We start from the raw sequence: 18,903 nt of genomic DNA on the forward strand, positions 1-18,903 counted from the left end.
AGCCTTTTGATTGGGCGCCGTGCGGCTTCGAAATTGACCGATGATCGCGCGGTGGCGCCAAACTCATTCTGCGCGCAGCGCTTCGATCGGCTGTAGGCTTGCGGCCTTGCGGGCGGGATAGTAGCCGAAAAAGACGCCTACAGCCGCGGCAAAGCCGATAGCCAGCAGGATGGCGCTGAGATCGATGATCACCGGCCATTGAGCGATAGACCCAACGGCGATTGCAGCAACAATCCCAATACCAGCACCTAGAATACCCCCGAGCAGGGCAAGCGTTGCTGCCTCAACGAGAAACTGGGCAAGGATATCTCGCCGTCGCGCGCCCACCGCAAGCCGCAGTCCGATCTCGCGGACCCGCTCCGTCACCGTCGCCAGCATGATGTTCATGATGCCGATCCCGCCCACGACCAGCGAAATTGAGGCCACCGCCGAAAGCAGCAGCGACACCACGCGTGTGGTCGAACCTTCGGCATTCGCAGCTTCGGCGAGGTTGCTCACCATGAAGCTGTCTTCCTGACCCGTCCGCAACCGGTGACGCTGCCACAGGAGTTGGCGGATCGCTGCCATCGTGTCCTCGGCCGAGGTCCAATCGGCGAACTTGACGGTGATGTTGTGTACGAAGGTCGGATTGGCACGGCTCGTGCCAATGAACTGACGTCGCGCCGTCCTCAGCGGCACAAGTGCCACATCGTCCTGATCATCGCCCCACACGCTCTGGCCCTTCCGCTCCAGCAGTCCGATCACCGTGAACGGCACGTCGCGGATGCGGATCGCGGCGCCCAGCGGATCGGCTTTTCCGAACAACTTCTCCCGCATCGTCGTTCCGAGGAGCACCACGTTGGCGACGCGGTTGTTGTCCTCCGGGGTCATCTCCTGCCCGGCAATAACCCTCCACTCGCGCGCTGAGAAATATTCCGGCGTCACGCCGCGAAGCACGCCTTGCCAATTGGCGGAGCCGATCGTGAACTGCTCGCGGGCGTAGAGGAGTGGCGCCGCCACCACGACGCCGGGGATTTCCATTCCGATCGCCGCCGCGTCCTCTTCACTCAGCCGCGGCGCGCCACCGGCCCCAAGCCGCACGCTGCCCATCTTCGCACTGCCCGGACTGACGCTGATGAGGTTGGCGCCGAGGCTGCGGATCTGCGCAGTGATCCGTTCGCGCGCACCAACCCCGATCGCGATCATCACCACGACAGCGGCCACACCGATGATGATGCCCAACATGGTGAGCGCGCTGCGCATATGATGGGAGCGTAATGATCGCAGGGCGGTTCTTGTGCTACCGGACATTGTTGTACGCCAGCGCTAGACGGCGAGTGTCATCCAAAGGTCGGACCTGCTGTATGACAGGGGTGTCTGACAGAACGCGGCCGTCTCGAAAGGCTACAATGCGATCCGTATGGGCAGCTATCTCAGCCTCATGGGTGACCAGCACAATGGTCAGGCCCTCTCCATTGAGTCGGCGGAAAATTGCCATGATCTCCAGCCCTGTCTGGCTGTCGAGCGCACCAGTGGGTTCATCGGCCAGTAAAAGTAAAGGCTCCGTCACCAGGGCGCGGGCAATGGCAACGCGCTGCTGTTGTCCGCCCGAGAGTTCGGCAGGAGTATGTCTGGCCCGATCGGCGAGCCCTACCTTGGCCAGCATCGCCAGCGCTGCGCGCCGCCGCTCACCAGCCCACATGCGGCGATAGACAAGCGGCAGTTCCACATTTTCTAGTGCGCTGGCCCGCGGCAGCAGATTGAACGACTGAAACACGAAACCGATGTTCCTATTGCGGATCGCAGCGAGTTCATCGTGATGGAGTCCACCGACGTTTACCCCGTTCAGCCGATAGCGGCCTTCACTCGGACTGTCGAGGCAGCCCAGTATGTTCATGAAGGTAGACTTGCCCGATCCTGAAGATCCGATCACCGCGACGAATTCGCCTCGTTGAATCGTCATGGTCACCCCTTCGAGCGCCCACACCGGCTCTCCGCCAACACGGTAGCAATGGCGCAGCCGGTCGACGTCAATCAGAGCCATGGATACCTGACCTCACCACAACCGGAACTTGACCAGGACGGAAGACGCGTCATCGTCCCGACGCGGAGCAGTGGCAAGCCCCGTAATGACCTGCTGCCCCTCAGTCAGGTCGCCTGCCAGCACCTCTGTTGCACGACCGTCGGTGATTCCAAGCCGGAGCAAAACAAGCTTCGGCTCGCGGTCTGGCCCAAATACAAATACCTCGCCCGGGCTTCCCGCCTCTACGCCCGTTTTGGCAATGGCCGGCGCGGTCGATCGCGCCTCGTCCCCGGTATCACTCGGCGGCCGAAAACGCAGGGCCGCATTGGGCACTTTCAAGACCCCATGTCGCTTAGCCATTACCACGCTCAGATTGGCGGTCATGCCGGGCAACAGCAGCTCATCGGAATTTTGCGTACCGACCACCACTATGTATGTGACGACGTTTTGAACGACCTGCGGTGCCTTGCGTATCTGTTTTACCGTGCCGGTGAAAATTCGGTCGGGATAGGCATCGGCAGTGAAAGTAACCGGCTGCCCGAGCGCAAAACGGCTAATGTCGGCTTCCACCACGGAAGCTTCCACCTGCATCTCAGTCAGGTCTTGAGCTATGGTGAACAGTATCGGGGTCTGCAGGCTAGCCGCCAGGGTCTGACCGCCACTGACGGCGCGATTGACCACCGTGCCGGTGACCGGCGCGCGTACATAGGTGCGGTCAAGATCAATTTGGGCCTGCTGAAGCACCGCTTCCTTCTGCTTCACCTGGGCAAGCGTGTTGGCGAGCTCCGCTTCTGCCATGTTGAGGGTCGCCTTGGCGGCTCGAACGACTGCCGATTGCGACAGTTCCTCGGCCTGGGCGGCAGTCGCCTGCGCCTTGGCAGAATTATGCGCGGTATTCTCCCGCTCCCATTCACCCACCGCGATGATCTTCTGCTTAGCCAGGGAACGTTTGCGATTCACTTCCTGCGCCGCACCATCGAGCGCGATTTCGGCGCGTGTAGTCTGTGCGGCGGCAGAATCATATCTGGCCTCGGCGGTCTCCATCTCTGCCCTGGCCCGCTCGATCTGCGCCCGATGTACCGAAACCTGCGTTTGCGCCATCTCCCGTTCGGCAAGGGCTTGCGCTACTCTCGCTTCGTAAATCTCCGGCTCAACCCGGGCTATGACCTGGCCTTTGGTGACCTTGGAGTTGAAGTCGACATAGAGTTCCTTCACCCGACCCGAGAGCTGAGAACCGACTTCCACCATAACTAGCGCGTTCAGCGTGCCAGCCGCCTGCACCGTTGTGACGATATCGCCGCGCTCCACGGCTTGCGTGCGATAGGCGGGGGTATCGGGCCGGATCGAGGACGGCTCGAGGAGAGCTGAGAGCTGATTGAAGGCCGACAAAACCTGGCCGGAAGTCGCCGATGGTGTCGGTCCCATGGAACTCCCGGGCGTTACCGCCGCGCCGAGGATTACCGTAACGAACAAAACGCTGCGCATCATGTTCTGACCACCTCTGAGCCGGAAGGGAAAGGTAATCCCTTCCAGCTCTTTAATCTGCACTTGGCAGTGCCGCAGAGGAATTCTACAAACCTATAGAATAAACCCGTCAACAGCCAAATACATAGATGTTTATTCGAAATTTCGGATATTACTACTTGCAGTGGCCGGGATTACCCTCGCAGGCCGTCTCGGTCTTGTTGCCAATGTTGCCTTGGCCTTCAGCCGTATCCTGCGTTGCCGTGCCGAATGCATTGCCATTCACATCCTTCTTTGTCTCCGTGCATACGCAGTCGGGAGTGGCGCCGGTCTTCGTGCAAGACGCCACCGTGGATCCCCCGGCGGCGCAGAAGTCTTCGCACTGTGTCTGCGATACGCCGGGACAGGTCTGCGCTAGCGCTCCGCCTGTTCCAAGCAACAGTGCCCCACCCATGAAAGCCGCAGCCGCGGCCACCCTTAAACCACTACATCTACATCCAATAATCATGTTCTCCTCCGATTTTGCCAGAGCTAGAGTGTGCTGCGCAGGCCATCTCTGGCACTGGTCGGCAGCATGAGGGCGCAACAAAGCCCTCGATTCGGCTCGATCGATTATGCTGTGGGGGATGCGGAAGTTATGAGGCCGCCAGCAACGGCTTTAAGCCGCCGGGCCTCCCAAGACTCTTTCGGGTGACAAGACTCTTTCGGATGAAGGGCCCTCTGCGGCGCACAGAATCGCCGCAATACTTGGCCTGCGCAAATCGGCAGCGCCCATTGTCGTGCTCCAGTACGACTGTAAGCGGGAATATTTCTTCTTGCTAATATATTAACCATATTTGCGGAAGCTGGCAACCAGTATCTGGGATATACGTCGGTTGAGGTGCTGCTAAATCGATTGGTAGAACGGCGTGAACATCGCAATCGGCGTCAACCAGTATCAGTTGCGCCGCAGAGCGGGTTGATCGTGGAGCCGAGATGCACGATCACCCTGGCTTCCCGCCTACATCATCATCTCAGCACACCGGAAAAACCGCTTGAACTCAACTGCGGTTGAGGTTTTACAAGCCATCCCCGAAGCGCCGCGTGCCCATTTGGAGACGAAGAGCGCTCCAATATTTTAGACCAGCGCCTAAGAAAGCCTGGGGGACCGGATGACCAAGACAAGCACAAACAGGGTCGACTGGCGCGCGCTGTGGGCGAGCGGCGACCTGGCGCGCTTCTGCTTTATCGGCCTCGGCATTCTGCTGCACGCCACCAACGAAACCATGGTAGCAACGGTCATGCCGGCCATGGTCGGCGAACTCGCCGGCGTGCAACTGGTCGGCTGGTCGCTGGCGATCTACGAGCTCGGCGCCATCGTTGCCGGTGCGGCCGCCGGACGGCTGGCGAGCTATGTCGCGCTGCGTACCAACATGATGGTCGCCGCAATGCTCTATGCCGTCGGCGCGCTGGTCTGCGCCACCGCGCCTTCGATGCCGCTGTTCCTCTGCGGCCGCCTGATCGAAGGGCTCGGTGGCGGCGCGCTGGTGTCGCTGGCCTTCGTCTCGGTCGAGCGGCTGTTTGCCCGCGCGATCTGGCCGCAGCTTTTCGGCGTCATGTCGGCGATCTGGGGTGTCGCCGCCTTCAGCGGGCCGGTGCTCGGCGCGGTCATGACCGAATTCTCGTCCTGGCGCTGGGCCTTCGGCGTCTTCACCCTCGGCGGCACGGCCATGGCGCTGGCAAGCTTCCTCGTGCTCGATACGCCTGAAGCAACGAGGCAGGCGAAGGGCGGCTCGGCGCCGCCCTTCCCCTTTGCGGCACTTGGCTGCCTCGCCGGCAGCGTCGTGCTGATTGCCACTGCCGGCGTCGACATCGCCCTGCTGCGCTCGTCGCTGCTACTCACCCTCGGCCTGATCGGCCTGGCGCTGTTTATCTATATCGACGCACTGAAGCCGCGCTCGCGCCTGTTCCCGTCGCGGCTGTTCTCATGGCGCTCGCCGGTCGGCGCGGGCATGACCATGGTCGCGGCGTTTTCGGTGGCGACCTGCTCGTTCGCGGTCTACGGACCACTGCTTCTGACCAGCCTGCACGGCATTCCGATCCTGACCACCGGCTACATCATCGCCGCCGAATCGATCGCCTGGTCGATCCTGTCGATCCTCGTCGCCAATGCGCCACCGGAGCGCGAGCGGCTGATCATCGTCGGCGGGGCGCTGATGATCGCCACGGGCGTCGCCGGTTTCGCCTATACGGTGCCGGCCGGCTCGATCCCGCTGATCCTGTTTTGTGCTTTGTTGCAAGGCGGCGGCTTCGGCATAGCCTGGCCGTTCGTCACGCGTGTCATCGTGGCATCGGCCAAGGAAGGCGAGCAGACGATCGCCTCGGCCGCCGTGCCGACCATGCAGCGCATCGGCTATGCCGTGGGTGCGGCACTGACCGGCATCGTCGCCAACGCCAGCGGCTTTTCCGAAGGCCTGAACCGCGAGGCCGCGGCGAATGTCGCCGCCTGGCTGTTCCTGGCGTTTATCCCGCTCGGAATCCTGGGATGCCTTGCCGCTTTGCGGATTTCGGGGGCGCCGCCAGCGAAGCTGCCAATCTCCCCCCTCGTGGGGGAGATTGACTAGACGACGACCGTCTTCAGCCGCTCGGCGATCAGTGCCGCGAGCCGCGTCGCCACCTCGTCTTTGCTCATCTCCGGCCATTCCTCGACGCCGGCCTTCGAGACGATCCGCACCTTGTTGCGGTCGCCGCCCATCACGCCCGGGGAACCATCTTCATGCGAGACATCATTGGCGACGATAAGATCGGCACCCTTTTTTGCGAGCTTGGCCTCGGCATTCCTGACCAGATCCTGCGTCTCCGCAGCGAAACCGACCACCAGCATCGGCCGCTTTTTGTGATGCCCGACACCGGCAAGAATATCGGGATTTTCCACCATCTGCAGCGAGGGCGGCCCCTCGCCCGCCATCTTCTTGATCTTTTCCCCGGCCGAACTTTGAGTGCGCCAGTCGGCAACAGCCGCGACGAACACTGCCGCGTCGGCCGGCAGCAGCTGCTCGACGGCGTCCTTCATCTCGACGGCCGTTTCGACGTGCAGCGTGGCGACGCCGGCCGGATCGGCAATGCCGACCGGGCCGGAGACGAGACGCACGTCGGCGCCGAGCCTGGCCAGCGCCGCCGCGATGGCGTGGCCCTGCTTGCCCGACGAGCGGTTGGCGATGTAGCGCACAGGATCGATCGCTTCATGCGTCGGTCCGGAAGTGACGATGATCTTCCTGCCCGTCAGCGGCTTTGGCCTGATATCGAGCAGCGCCTCGATCGCGGCGACGATCTCCAGCGGCTCGGCCATGCGGCCCTCGCCCACCTCGTTGCTTTCGGCCATCTCGCCTTTCGCCGGGCCGACGAACTTGATGCCGTCCTTGCCCAGCGTCGCGCGGTTGCGGCGGGTCGCCGGATGCGCCCACATTTTCGGGTTCATGGCCGGCGCCATCAGCACTGGCTTGTCGGTGGCGACGAGCACGGTCGAGGCAAGGTCGTTGGCGTGACCGTTGGCGAGCTTGGCCATCAGGTCGGCGGTTGCCGGCGCCACGACCAAAAGGTCGGCCTCGCGCGACAGCCTGATATGGCCGACATCGTGCTCGTCCTGCCGATCGAACAGTTCGGTGAAAACATGGTCGGCGGACAGCGCCCCGGCCGACAGCGTAGTGACGAACTCCTGCGCCGCCGCGGTCATCACCACCCGCACCGAAGCACTGCGCTCGCGCAGCCGGCGGATCAGGTCGAGCGCCTTGTAGGCGGCGATGCCGCCGCCGATGATCAGCAGGATGCGCTTGCCGGAGAGGATGCCTCGCGGGCTGGAGACGGCGACCACCGGCGCTGCTGGACTCTGCGAACTCGTCAGTTCGCGCAGTGTTTTCTCGATCTGGTCGATGCGACCAGCCGAACCGAACTGACCTTCGACCGCTGTGCGGATCATCACCCGCGCCTGGTCTTCCATCGACCGGCCATTCTCCGCCGCCAGTCGGCGCAGCAGGTCCTTGACCTCGTCATCAAGGTTGCGGATCGTGATGCTGGCCATCTGATTGCACCTTGCCCGGAATTGCTGAGTGCAATGATAGCAATGCAATCACGTTGCAACAAGCGCTAGAAAATACGCCAGGCGATATACACCAGCGTCAATGCGATCACCCACAGCGCCAGCCGGCCGGAGCGGGTGTAGCGCGCCTCGGCCTTGCCGATCGCGCGTGCGGTCCTTTCGTCGAAGCGCAGGCCGTGTTCGGCCATCAGGTCGATCTCACGCGACAGCCGCTCGGTGCGGGCTGCGAGGTCCGGTGCCTGGCGGGCCAGCGCCAGCAGCGCGCTGGCACCGTCGCGCGCATCGGCCAGCAGCGCGCGCGGGCCGAGATTGCGGGCAATCCAGCCGCTCACCACCGGCTCCGACGTCTTCCACATGTTGAAGGCCGGGTCGAGGGTGCGGGCGACGCCTTCGACAACGACCATGGTCTTCTGCAGCAGCACCAGCTCGGACCGCGTCGCCATGTCGAAGAGGTCGGTCACCTCGAACAGCAGCGTCAACAGCTTGGCCATCGAGATGGTCTCGGCCGGCTGGCCGTGGATCGGTTCGCCGATTGCCCGGATCGCCTGGGCGAAAGCCGCGACATTGTGCTGGCGCGGCACGTAGCCGGCCTCGAAATGAACTTCGGCGACGCGCTGGTAATCGCGCGTGATGAAGCCGTAGAGGATTTCGGCGAGGAACCGGCGCTCCTTCCTGCCGAGCCGGCCGGCAATGCCGAGATCGACGGCGACGATGGTGCCGTCGGCTTCTATAAACAGGTTGCCCGGGTGCATGTCGGCGTGGAAGAAACCGTCACGCAGCGTATGGCGCAGAAACGACTGAACGAGGTTGGCGGCAATCGCCTTCAGGTCGTGGCCGGCGGCGGCTAGGCCGGCAATATCGTTCATCTTGATGCCGTCGACCCATTCCATGGTCAGCACGTCACGACCGGTGCGCTCCCAGTCGACCGACGGCACACGGAAGCCGGGATCGTCCTTGGTATTCTCGCCGAGCTCCGAAAAAGCCGCCGCCTCCAGCCTCAAATCCATTTCGATTTTGGTCGTCTGGGCCAGTGTCTCGGTCACCTCGACCGGCCGCAGCCGGCGCGACGACGGGATGTATTTTTCCTGCAGCCGGGCGGCGAGGAAATAGCTCTCGAGATCGCGAAAGAACCGGCGGCGCACGCCCGGCCGGATGACCTTTACTGCTACCCGGGTAATGACGCCGTCCTGCAGGGCTTCGGCGGTATGAACCTGGGCGATAGAGGCGGCGGCGACGGCCTCGCCAAAACTGACATAGAGCTCGTCGACCTTGCGTCCGAGCGAGGCCTCTATCGCGGCGACAGCCTCGGCCTTCGGAAACGTCTGCATCTTGTCCTGCAGCATGGCGAGATCAAACGCGATATCGTTTCCGACGACATCCGGCCGTGTCGCCAGGAACTGGCCGAGCTTGACGTAGGACGGGCCGAGCCGCACGACCGCCTTGGCCAGCCTGTCGCCGCGCTCATAGGCAAGCGCGCGACGGCGGGTGAACAGCCGGGCCATGCGCCAGCCGAATTTCGGCAAGCCGAAGAGCTCGTCACCGGGCAAAGCCGCGATGACACCCTCGCGGACCAGCACCCAGCCGGCCCGTACGAGCCTGAAACCAGCGCCGATGCTGCTCATGGCTGGCTTTGCCTCGCCGATTTCCTAGACCGGCGAAGAGCACATTGAGTACGAAAGATACGGGCCAGCCTCAAAGCTTCCAGCCCGAGTGGAGCGCGGCGATGCCGCCGGAATAATTGCGGAACGAGGCGCGCTCGAAGCCCGCGCGCGAAATCATCGCCGCGAAATTCTGCTGATTGGGAAACTTGCGGATCGATTCGACCAGATAGGAATAGGGCTCGCCATCACCGGTCACCACCTTGCCGATCCGCGGAATGGCGTTGAACGACCATGCCTCATAGACCTTGTCGAGCAGCGGCATCTCGACCTCGGAGAATTCAAGGCAGAGAAAGCGCCCGCCAGGCTTCAGCACGCGATAGGCTTCGGCAAGCGCCACATCGATGCGCGGCACGTTGCGGATGCCGAAAGCGATGGTGTAGGCGTCGAAAGTGGCGTCGGCAAAAGGCAGTTCCTCGGCATTGGCTTCGACGAAATCGGTATTTGCCGACAGGCCTTTTTTCTCGGCCCGGTCGCGGCCGACGGCGAGCATCGAGCCGTTGATATCGAGAACCGTTGCATGAGCGTGCCTGCCGCTCGCCTCGACGATGCGGAAGGCGACATCGCCGGTGCCGCCGGCAACGTCGAGAACGCTCCAGCCCGGCCGCTTCGGTGGATTGAGCCAGGCGACCATGGCGTCCTTCCACAACCGATGCAACCCGGCCGACATCAGGTCGTTCATCAGGTCGTAGCGGTTCGCCACCTTGTGGAAAACGTCATTGACCAGGGACTGCTTGTCGCCTGGCCCTACCCGTCTGAAACCATAGGAGGTTTCCATGCCGCCCGCAGCCGTGGTTCTTTCAACCGACATCGTTTTGATCCGCCATAAAATCGGCGGGACCATAGCCGATCGATGGTGCGGGCGCTATTGTTTAAGGCGCGGTGTTCGGCCGCGCTTCGAAGCAGGTTCCGGAAAAGTGTCACACGGTTTTCCGACAGGAACCTGCGTCATAAGAAAAAGCCTGACGGGATAATTGAATGCCTTTGAAAGCAGAACTGCACTGCCACATCGAAGGGGCAGCGGCGCCTGAACTCGTCCTCCGCCAGGCTGAGAAATACGGCAAGGATGCCTCCCCCTACATCCAGGACGGCTCCTTCGTCTGGCACGACTTCACCTCTTTCCTCGCCGCCTACGACTTCTCGTCGGACCTGTTCCGCACCGAAGAAGACTATGCGCGGCTGGCCGACCATTACCTGACCAGCCTCGCCCGCGACGGCGCCATCTATTCCGAGGTTTTCACCTCGCCCGACCATGCCAGCAAGGCCGGGCTGTCGCCGAAGGCCTATACCGACGCGCTCGGCGAAGGCATGGCCCGCGCCAAGGCGAAGACCGGCATCGAAGGCCGCATGATCGTCACCGGCGTGCGCAATTTCGGTGTCGAATCGATCGAGCGGGCGGCGCGTTTCGCCGCCCGCTGCGGGCATCCGCTGGTCACCGGTTTCGGCGTCGCCGGCGACGAGCGGATAGGCGACCTGGAAGATTATGTCAGGGCCTTCGAGATCGCCCGCGAGGCCGGCCTCGGCATCACCGTCCATGCCGGCGAATTGATGGGCTGGGAGAGCGTCGAGGCGGCACTCGACCACATCCGCCCGTCTCGCATCGGCCATGGCGTGCGCGCCATCGAGAACCCCGAGCTTGTGCGGCGCATCGCCGACGAAGGCGTCGTGCTCGAATGCTGCCCCGGCTCCAACATCGCCCTGAAAATCTTTGACAGCTTCGCTGACCATCCCTTTCCCGCCTTGAAGGCGGCGGGCTGCAAGGTGACGCTCAACTCCGATGACCCCCCCTATTTCTGGACCTCGCTGAAACGCGAATACGACATCGCTGCCGAGCATTTTGCGATGGACGACAAGGCGCTCACCGCCGTCACCAGGACGGCCATCGAGGCAGCCTTCGTCGACAGGAAGACCAGGGCGGTGCTGCTGGGCAGGCTCGGCGCCAAGGGCAGGTGAATGGTGAATGGTGAATGGTGAACCCGGCGCTTCGGTTCGTCAACCGCGAGTTTTCCGCGCAACCAAGGACTCGCAAACCAGTTCACTATTCACTATTCACCATTCACCATCCACTATTCACCTGCGCAGTTGGAGAACACCATGAAGGGCGTTACCGTCGTCGACCATCCGCTTGTCCAGCACAAGCTGACCATCATGCGCAAGAAGGAAACTTCGACGGCCGGCTTCCGGCGGCTGCTGCGCGAGATCTCGCTGCTGCTCGGCTACGAGGTCACCCGCAACCTGGAACTGACGACGACTACGATCGAGACGCCGATCGAGACGATGGAGGCGCCGACGCTGGAGGGCAAAAAACTGGTCTTCGCCTCGGTGCTGCGCGCCGGCAACGGCTTGCTCGAAGGCCTGCTCGATCTGGTGCCGGCGGCGCGTGTCGCCCATATCGGCCTCTATCGCGACCATGAGACGCTGGAAGCGGTCGAGTATTTCTTCAAGGCGCCGGGCGACCTCGCCGACCGGCTGGTGATCGTCGTCGATCCGATGCTGGCGACCGCCAATTCGGCGATCGCGGCGATAGACAAGCTGAAAGGCCGCGGTGCCACCAACATCCGCTTCCTCTGCCTGTTGGCGGCACCAGAGGGCCTCGAGCGGTTTACCCAGGCGCATCCCGATGTTCCGGTCTTCACCGCTTCCATCGACCGCCAGCTCAACGAAAAGGGCTACATCATGCCGGGTCTCGGCGATGCCGGCGACCGCATGTACGGCACCAAATAGATCCGTTTACCGATTGTTTACGCAAACGGCTGGTTTCCGCACTCGTTAAAGCGGCAATCACCATGTCGGACTAAGGATCGGCAACCACAAAGGCCGGTCCATGCTGCGCAAGCTCCTCATCCTTGGCGTGTTTGCCGGAACGTCGGCATCGCTGCCGATCGTGTATCAGTCCAATTCACAGGTAATCGAGCGGCTGTTGAAATCCGCCATCGGTGCCAGGCCGGCTGACAGACAAACCGACCTGAATCTCGCCGCCGTCCCGGACAGGCCCACAACGCCGCAGCCGCTCGGCCGCAAGGTCGTCGTCACCGCGGACGCGCGCGGGCATTTCATGTCGGTGTTCAAGTTGAACGGCCGCCAGATCGACGGCATGATCGATACCGGTGCCACGCTCGTCGCCATCAACACCTCGACCGCGCGCAGGATCGGCATCTCGCTCAATTCGACGGACTTCAGCCATCAGGTCAACACCGCCAATGGGGCGATCAAGGCCGCCGTGGTGACGATTGATCGCCTGCAGATCGGCAGGATCACCGTCGAGGGCGTCGAGGCCGTCGTGCTCGACGACAGGGCGCTGCACACCAACCTGATCGGCATGAGCTTTCTGCAGCGGCTCGAAAAATACCAGGTCGAAGACGGCACGCTGCTGCTGGTTCAGTAGAACGTGATCCCGAACCGCAGGTCCGCGCCAGCGAAAAGTTTGGGGACCGGTCTTCGGACAAGATCGTGGTCCAAAGAAAGATAGAGCCCATCCGATACCGTCGGAATGGCTCTACCCGCGCGGCAGGATCCGCCGGATGACGGTTTTCTCCGTGGCCGGTTTGGAAGTGCCGATCGTATAGGCCGAAAGCACGGCGGCCGCGGCCGCTTCGGCATCCCCGGTATTGCGGGCATGGACCAGCGCCAGCGCTTCGCCGGTCCGCACTTCAGCGCCGACCGGCAACAGCCTGGTGATGCCGACGGCGTGATCGATCCTGTCGTCGGGCCGCGTCCGCCCGCCGCCAAGCCCGACTACGGCAAGCCCGATCTCGCGGGTCGCGATGCCGGTGACAAAGCCGTTCGCGCTCGCCTTGACCGCGAATTCCGTTGCCGCTTTCGGCAAATATTTTTCCGGATTGTCGACAAAGTCGACGGGACCACCCAGTGCCGCCACCATGCGCGCGAAGATGGAAGCGGCGCGGCCGCCGGCCAGCGTTTCGGCGGCGCGGCGCAGGCCGTCCTGGTTGGACGACACAAGGCCTGCCGATTGCAGCATCTCGGCGGCCAGCGCCAGCGTCACGTCCTCCAGCCGCCGGTCGCGAAAGCGGCCGGTGAGAAAATCGACGGCGTTGCGCACCTCGACCGCATTGCCGGCGGCGGACGCCAGCGGCTCGTTCATGCCGGTCACCAGCGCCGAGGCCTTAAGGCCGGCGCCATTGGCGATGTCGACCAGGCTGTTGGCCAGTGCGGTTGCGTCGCGCGATTTCTCCATGAAGGCGCCGTTGCCGACCTTGACGTCAAGCACCAGCGAATTGAGGCCGGCGGCCAGCTTCTTCGACAGGACCGAGGCGGTGATCAGCGGCACCGATTCGACCGTTCCCGTCACATCGCGGATCGCGTAGAGCCTGGCGTCGGCGGGTGCCAGATCGGCGGTCTGGCCGATGATGGCGCAGCCGGTTTCGAGCACGGTCTTGCGGAACCGCGCAACATCCGGCTGGCTGATATAGCCGGGGATCGCATCCATCTTGTCCAGTGTGCCCCCGGTATGGCCCAGACCCCTGCCGGAAATCATCGGCACATAGGCGCCGCAGGCAGCGACGATCGGCGCCAGCATCAAGGAGACATTGTCGCCGACGCCGCCCGTCGAATGCTTGTCGGTGACCGGGCCGGGCAGATCCGACCAGTCGAGCACATCGCCGGAATCGCGCATCGCCATAGTCAGCGCCACCGCCTCGTCGCGGCTCATGCCGTTGAAGAACACCGCCATGGCAAAGGCGCCGACCTGCGCGTCGGTGACTGTGCCGGCGGTCAGACCCTCGATGAAGAACGCTGTCTCCTCAGCCGAGAGCTTCTGGCCGTCGCGCTTGCGGCGGATGATTTCCTGGGGAAGCATCAGGCGTCGACCCTGTGCTCCGGAAGCCCGTCCTGAAAAACACGCTGCAGAATGGTCGCCAGCCGCGCGCCGCCGACCGGCGCCATGTCCTTGGTCTCCTGGTGCGACAGCTCGGCTCCGGTCATGCCGGCGGCAAGGTTGGTCACGACCGAACACGCGGCGACGCGCAGCCCAAGAAAGCGGGCGAGAATGACCTCCGGCACCGTCGACATGCCGACCGCGTTGGCGCCCATGACGCGCGCCATGCGGATCTCGGCGGGCGTCTCGAAGCATGGGCCGGAGAACCACATATAGACGCCCTTGTGCAGCGTGGTACCGGTGGCCTTCGCCGCCTGCTCGATGGCGGAGCGGAGACCGGCGTCGTAGGCTTCGGTCAGGCCGACGAAACGGCGGTCGCTCGGTTCGCCGATCAGCGGGTTGGAGCCCGAGAAATTGATGTGGTCGGTGATCAGCATCACAGAGCCCGGGCCCATCCCGGGATCGACCGAACCGGCGGCGTTGGTGAGGATCAGCCCGGAGATGCCGAGGCCGGCGAGCACCTCGAGTGCCGGCCGCATCGCCGCCGCGTTGCCGTGCTCGTAATAATGCGCCCGGCCGGACAGCATCAGCACCGGCGTGCCGGCAAAGAGCCCGGCCACCACCTCGCCGGCATGGCCGCTGACGCCGCTTCGGGGAAACCCCGGCAAGTCGGCGTAGGAGATGCGCACCGCATCCTCGACCTGGTCGACAAGCCCGCCAAGCCCTGACCCCAGCACCAAGGCGGTGGTCGGCGCCAGCCCGTCCAGCCTTTCGACGAGGTGATCGAGCGCTTCCTTCATTTCAGCACATCGCCTTCAAACCCGTATGGCAGCAACTCGCCCATGGTCACGGTCTCAACCACGCCGCTATCATCGCAGAGATAGAACTTCGTCTCCGGCCGGCAGAATTCCGCCAGCCGCTGCCGGCAGCCGCCGCAGGGCGAGCATTTTGCCACGCGTTCGGCGATCACGGCGATTTCAGTGATCTTGCCGCCGCCGCCCATGATGTAGTTGGCAAGTGCGGTGGTTTCGGCGCACCAGCCCTCCGGATAGGACGCGATCTCGACATTGGCGCCGGCAAAGACACGGCCGTCCTCGGTGCGCAACGCCGCGCCGACCGGAAATTTCGAATAGGGCGCATAGGCCTTGGCCATGGCGGCTTTCGCCGCTTCGAACAGATCATGAGCCATGATAGATCAGCGTTCCTTGACATAAGGCACGCCGCCGGCGCGCGGCGGGATTGCCTTGCCGATGAACCCGGCAAGCAGGATGACGGTCAGCACATAGGGCAGCGCCTGCATGAATTGCACCGGCACCTTGCCGATCAGCGGCAGCGGCGTGCCTTGCAGGCGGATCGACGCCGCGTCGAGGAAGCCGAACAGCAGGCAGGCGAACATGGCGTTGACCGGTTTCCATTTGGCGAAGATCAGCGCGGCCAGCGCGATATAGCCCTTGCCGGCGGTCATGTCCTTCACGAAGCCGCCATTCTGCACCATCGACAGATAGGCACCGGCAATGCCGGTGAGCACGCCGGTGCAGATCAGCGCCCGGTAGCGCAGCCAGGCGACCGATATGCCGGCGGTGTCGACCGCGGCCGGGTTCTCGCCGACGGCGCGCAGGCGCAAGCCGAAGCGGGTGCGAAACAGCACCCACCAGGTGAACGGCACGGCCAGGAAGGCGAGATAGACCAGCACGGAATGGCCGGAGATGAGTTCCGAATAGATCGGCCCGAGGATCGGCACGCTCCTGAACGCCTCCGCGCCCGGCCAGATGATTGCCTCGAACCGCTCGCCGGCGGCCAGCGCCGGCGTGCGCCCGCCTTGCTGGAACCAGGCCTGGCCGAGCATGATCGTCGATCCGGCGGCAATGAAATTGATCGCGACGCCGGAAACGATCTGGTTGCCGCGATGGGTGATCGAGGCAAAGCCGTGGATTAGCGCGAAGGCGACCGAAATGAGGATGGCCATGCCGAGGCCGAGATAGGCCGAGTGGAAGACCGAGGCGGCGGCCGCACCGGCGAAGGCGCCGGCAAGCATCTTGCCCTCGAGCCCGATGTCGAAGACGCCGGCCCGCTCCGAGTAGAGGCCGGCGAGACAGGCGAGCAGCAAGGGCACCGACAGGCGGATGGTCGAGTCCAGGACCTGTACGATGGCGTTGAAGAAATCCATCTCAGGCGCCCTTCCCCTTGACCGCTTCCATGCCGACCGATTTCGGGCTGAGCGAGGCGAACAACGCCTGGACGTAGGGCCGGAACATATGCTCGAGCGCGCCGGCGAACAGGATGACGAGGCCCTGGATGATAACGATCATGTCGCGGCTGATCGCCGGCATCTCGAAGGCGAGTTCGGCGCCGCCCTGGTAGAGCATGCCGAACAATATTGCCGCCATGACGATGCCGACCGGATGCAGGCGGCCCATCAGCGCCACCGCGATGCCGACGAAACCGGCGCCCGAAACGAATTCGAGTGCGACATTGTGCTGGTCGCCCATCGTCGGGTTGAGCGCCATCATGCCGGCTAGCGCGCCCGAGATCATCATCGCGATAATGATGATGCGGATCTCCGAAATGCCGGCATAGCGCGCCGCTTTCGGGCTGTGGCCATAGGTGCGCATCTCGTAGCCGAGCTTGGTGCGCCAGATCAGCACCCACACCAGGAAGGCCATGGCTAGCGCCAGCAGGGAACTGACGTTGAATGGCGCCGAACGGATTTTGGCGCCGAACAACTCGATGACCCAGTTGAGCTTCGGCAGTTGCGCGCCTTCGAGGAAGGTGCGGGTCTGCGGTGCCATCGAGGCGGGGGGCTTCAAGTACCCGACCAGCGCACGGACCATGACGCTGGCGGCGATGAAATTGAACATGATGGTGGTGATGACGATGTGCGAGCCGCGCTTGGCCTGCAGATAGGCCGGGATCAGCGCCCACAGCGCGCCCATCGCCGCGGCGGCGATAATGGCGATCGGGAAGGTCAGCCACCAAGGCAGCACGCTGTCGAAGGCCAGGCAAACAATGCCAATGCCGAGACCGGCGATATAGCCCTGGCCCTCGCCACCGATGTTGAACAGGCCGCAATGCGCCGCAACCGCCACCGAAAGCCCGCTGAAGATGAAGGTGGTGGCATAGAAAAGCGTGAACGCGATGCCTTGGCCGCGGCCGAAGGCACCCTCGACCAGGACGACGGCTGCGCGCAGTGGGTTCTCGCCAACCAATATGACGACGAAGCCGGCAACGACGAAGGCGACGAACAGGTTGATCAGCGGGATCAGGACGTAGTCGGCCCAGGCCGGCAGCTTGGCATAGGGAGTGCTCATTCCGCCGCCTCGCGCTGCTCGACGCCGGCCATCAGCAGGCCGAGCTCGCCCTCGGTCGCGTCGGGGCCGCGTTCGCCGACGATGCGGCCGGCAAACATCACCAGGATGCGGTCGGACAGCGAGCGTATCTCGTCGAGCTCGACCGAAACCACCAGCACCGCCTTGCCCTGGTCGCGCATGGCGATGAGGCGCTTGTGGATGAATTCGATGGCTCCGACATCGACGCCGCGCGTCGGCTGGCCGACGATCAACACGCCGGGATCTTGTTCCATTTCCCGCGCAAGCACGATCTTCTGCTGGTTGCCGCCGGAGAAATTGACGGTCTTGAGGCGGCAGTCCGTCGGGCGGATATCATATTTGACGATCTTGTCCCGGGCATCGTTACGGATGGCGTCAATGTCAAGGAACGGCCCCTTCAGATAGCGCTCGTCGTCCTGGTAGCCGAGGATCGAATTCTCGTTCTCCTCGAAGGCCAGCACCAGCCCGACATGATGGCGGTCCTCCGGCACATGGGCAAGGCCGCGCTCGCGCAGCTCGCCAGGGTCGGCGGCGCCGGTGAGGTCGATCGGCTTGCCGTCGAGCATGACCGAGCCCGAAACGGCATGCCTGATGCCGGAAATCGCCTCGAGCAATTCGGACTGCCCGTTGCCGGCGACGCCGGCAATGCCGACGATCTCGCCGGCATGGACATCGAAAGAGACGTCGTCGACCATGGTGACGCCGCGGGAATCCTTCACCGTCAGGTTCTTGATCGCGAGCTTGACGCCGCCGGCCTTCGCCTCGCCCTTCTCGACGCGCAGCAGCACGCGCCGGCCGACCATCAGCTCGGCCAGTTCCTCGACCGTGGTCTTCTTGGTCTCCCTGGTCGCCACCATCGTGCCCTGGCGCATCACCGAGACGGTGTCGGTGATCGCCATGATCTCGCGCAGCTTATGGGTGATCAGCACGATCGTCTTGCCCTGCTCCTTCAGCTGCCTGAGGATGCGGAACAGGTGGTCGGCCTCGGCCGGCGTCAGCACGCCTGTCGGCTCGTCGAGGATCAGGATCTCGGCGCCGCGATAGAGCGCCTTGAGGATTTCGACGCGTTGCTGCAGGCCGACCGGCAACTCCTCGATGATGGCGTCCGGATCGACTTCGAGCCCGTATTCGCGCTCGAGCCGCTCCAGCTCGGAACGCGCCTTGGCGATGCTCTTCTTCAGCAGCGCATCGCTTTCGGCGCCGAGAATGACGTTTTCCAGCACCGAGAAATTGTCGACCAGCATGAAATGCTGATGCACCATGCCGATGCCGAGCGCGATCGCATCGTTCGGTGTCTTGATCGATGCCGGCTGCCCACCGACACGGATTTCGCCGGAATCGGCCTGGTAGAAACCATAGAGGATCGACATCAGCGTCGACTTGCCGGCGCCGTTTTCGCCGACTATGCCATGGATAGTGCCGCGCATAATCTCCAGATTGATGTCGCGGTTGGCGCGCACGGCGCCAAAGCTCTTGTCGATGCCGATCAGCTCGATTGCGGCTTGCGCCATGCAGCCTGTTCCCACTGTTATTTTTTTACCGCT

16 protein-coding genes are annotated in these 18,903 nt (G+C 63.5%); 4 read left to right on the forward strand and 12 right to left on the reverse strand.

Translation table 11 applies throughout. The annotated features are described in order from the left end of the window. Positions 1 to 63 precede the first annotated feature (63 nt). Genes NKI47_RS05625 through NKI47_RS05635 form a run of 3 tightly spaced genes read right to left on the reverse strand, consistent with a single transcriptional unit; the run spans position 64 to position 3,550 of the window. Complete coding sequence (locus tag NKI47_RS05625; protein ID WP_352588243.1) at positions 64 to 1,290, reverse strand: ABC transporter permease; 1,227 nt, start codon at positions 1,288 to 1,290, stop codon at positions 64 to 66. Continuing rightward, entirely contained in the window at positions 1,280 to 2,023 is a 744-nt protein-coding gene (locus NKI47_RS05630; protein WP_352588246.1) for an ABC transporter ATP-binding protein, read from the reverse strand. The genes NKI47_RS05625 and NKI47_RS05630 overlap by 11 nt, the downstream gene beginning before the upstream one ends. Positions 2,024 to 2,035: 12 nt before the next feature. Continuing rightward, positions 2,036 to 3,550, reverse strand: coding sequence for an efflux RND transporter periplasmic adaptor subunit (locus tag NKI47_RS05635; protein ID WP_352588249.1), 1,515 nt, complete (start codon positions 3,548 to 3,550; stop codon positions 2,036 to 2,038). A gap of 1,067 nt (positions 3,551 to 4,617) precedes the next feature. Here NKI47_RS05635 and NKI47_RS05640 point away from each other — a divergent pair. Beyond that, positions 4,618 to 6,069 (forward strand): MFS transporter, encoded by a 1,452-nt coding sequence (locus NKI47_RS05640; protein ID WP_352588252.1) that lies wholly within the window; start codon positions 4,618 to 4,620, stop codon positions 6,067 to 6,069. On the opposite strand, the gene coaBC is transcribed toward NKI47_RS05640, so the two are convergent. The 3 genes from coaBC to ubiE form a co-directional block, all read right to left on the reverse strand. Next, positions 6,066 to 7,523, reverse strand: a complete 1,458-nt coding sequence (gene coaBC, locus NKI47_RS05645) for a bifunctional phosphopantothenoylcysteine decarboxylase/phosphopantothenate--cysteine ligase CoaBC (RefSeq protein WP_352588254.1) — start codon at positions 7,521 to 7,523, stop codon at positions 6,066 to 6,068. The genes NKI47_RS05640 and coaBC overlap by 4 nt on opposite strands. A 65-nt stretch (positions 7,524 to 7,588) precedes the next feature. Further along, positions 7,589 to 9,163: a 2-polyprenylphenol 6-hydroxylase gene (gene ubiB, locus NKI47_RS05650; RefSeq protein ID WP_352588257.1), complete on the reverse strand. Its 1,575-nt coding sequence runs from the start codon at positions 9,161 to 9,163 to the stop codon at positions 7,589 to 7,591. Between the two features lie 70 nt (positions 9,164 to 9,233). Continuing rightward, positions 9,234 to 10,010, reverse strand: coding sequence for a bifunctional demethylmenaquinone methyltransferase/2-methoxy-6-polyprenyl-1,4-benzoquinol methylase UbiE (ubiE, locus tag NKI47_RS05655; protein WP_352588260.1), 777 nt, complete (start codon positions 10,008 to 10,010; stop codon positions 9,234 to 9,236). Positions 10,011 to 10,177: 167 nt separating this feature from the next. Between ubiE and NKI47_RS05660 the strand changes: the two genes are divergently transcribed. The 3 genes from NKI47_RS05660 to NKI47_RS05670 all read left to right on the forward strand — a co-directional run bounded on the left by NKI47_RS05660 (position 10,178) and on the right by NKI47_RS05670 (position 12,584). Further along, a complete protein-coding gene (locus tag NKI47_RS05660; RefSeq protein ID WP_352588263.1) occupies positions 10,178 to 11,152 on the forward strand; it encodes an adenosine deaminase in 975 nt (324 codons plus the stop codon). 141 nt (positions 11,153 to 11,293) lie between these two features. After that, entirely contained in the window at positions 11,294 to 11,923 is a 630-nt protein-coding gene (upp, locus tag NKI47_RS05665; protein ID WP_023675320.1) for a uracil phosphoribosyltransferase, read from the forward strand. A gap of 100 nt (positions 11,924 to 12,023) precedes the next feature. Continuing rightward, entirely contained in the window at positions 12,024 to 12,584 is a 561-nt protein-coding gene (locus NKI47_RS05670; protein ID WP_352588266.1) for a TIGR02281 family clan AA aspartic protease, read from the forward strand. 111 nt (positions 12,585 to 12,695) lie between these two features. Here NKI47_RS05670 and deoA read toward each other — a convergent pair whose 3' ends face one another. The 6 genes from deoA to NKI47_RS05700 are packed head-to-tail and all read right to left on the reverse strand — an operon-like array spanning position 12,696 to position 18,870. Continuing rightward, positions 12,696 to 14,015 carry a thymidine phosphorylase gene (gene deoA / locus NKI47_RS05675; protein WP_352588269.1) on the reverse strand — a complete coding sequence of 440 codons (1,320 nt, stop codon included), beginning with the start codon at positions 14,013 to 14,015 and terminating at the stop codon, positions 12,696 to 12,698. Next, entirely contained in the window at positions 14,015 to 14,833 is an 819-nt protein-coding gene (locus NKI47_RS05680; protein ID WP_352588272.1) for a purine-nucleoside phosphorylase, read from the reverse strand. Before NKI47_RS05680 ends, deoA begins: the two co-directional genes overlap by 1 nt. Next, entirely contained in the window at positions 14,830 to 15,222 is a 393-nt protein-coding gene (cdd, locus tag NKI47_RS05685) for a cytidine deaminase (protein WP_292657331.1), read from the reverse strand. Before cdd ends, NKI47_RS05680 begins: the two co-directional genes overlap by 4 nt. Before the next feature lie 6 nt (positions 15,223 to 15,228). Next, positions 15,229 to 16,200 carry an ABC transporter permease gene (locus NKI47_RS05690; RefSeq protein ID WP_352588275.1) on the reverse strand — a complete coding sequence of 324 codons (972 nt, stop codon included), beginning with the start codon at positions 16,198 to 16,200 and terminating at the stop codon, positions 15,229 to 15,231. Between the two features lies 1 nt (position 16,201). Beyond that, complete coding sequence (locus NKI47_RS05695; RefSeq protein WP_023675313.1) at positions 16,202 to 17,341, reverse strand: ABC transporter permease; 1,140 nt, start codon at positions 17,339 to 17,341, stop codon at positions 16,202 to 16,204. Then, a complete protein-coding gene (locus tag NKI47_RS05700) occupies positions 17,338 to 18,870 on the reverse strand; it encodes an ABC transporter ATP-binding protein (RefSeq protein ID WP_352588278.1) in 1,533 nt (510 codons plus the stop codon). Before NKI47_RS05700 ends, NKI47_RS05695 begins: the two co-directional genes overlap by 4 nt. Positions 18,871 to 18,903 lie beyond the last annotated feature (33 nt).

The organism is Mesorhizobium sp. M0633 (assembly GCF_040320645.1).
Lineage (GTDB): Bacteria > Pseudomonadota > Alphaproteobacteria > Rhizobiales > Rhizobiaceae > Mesorhizobium.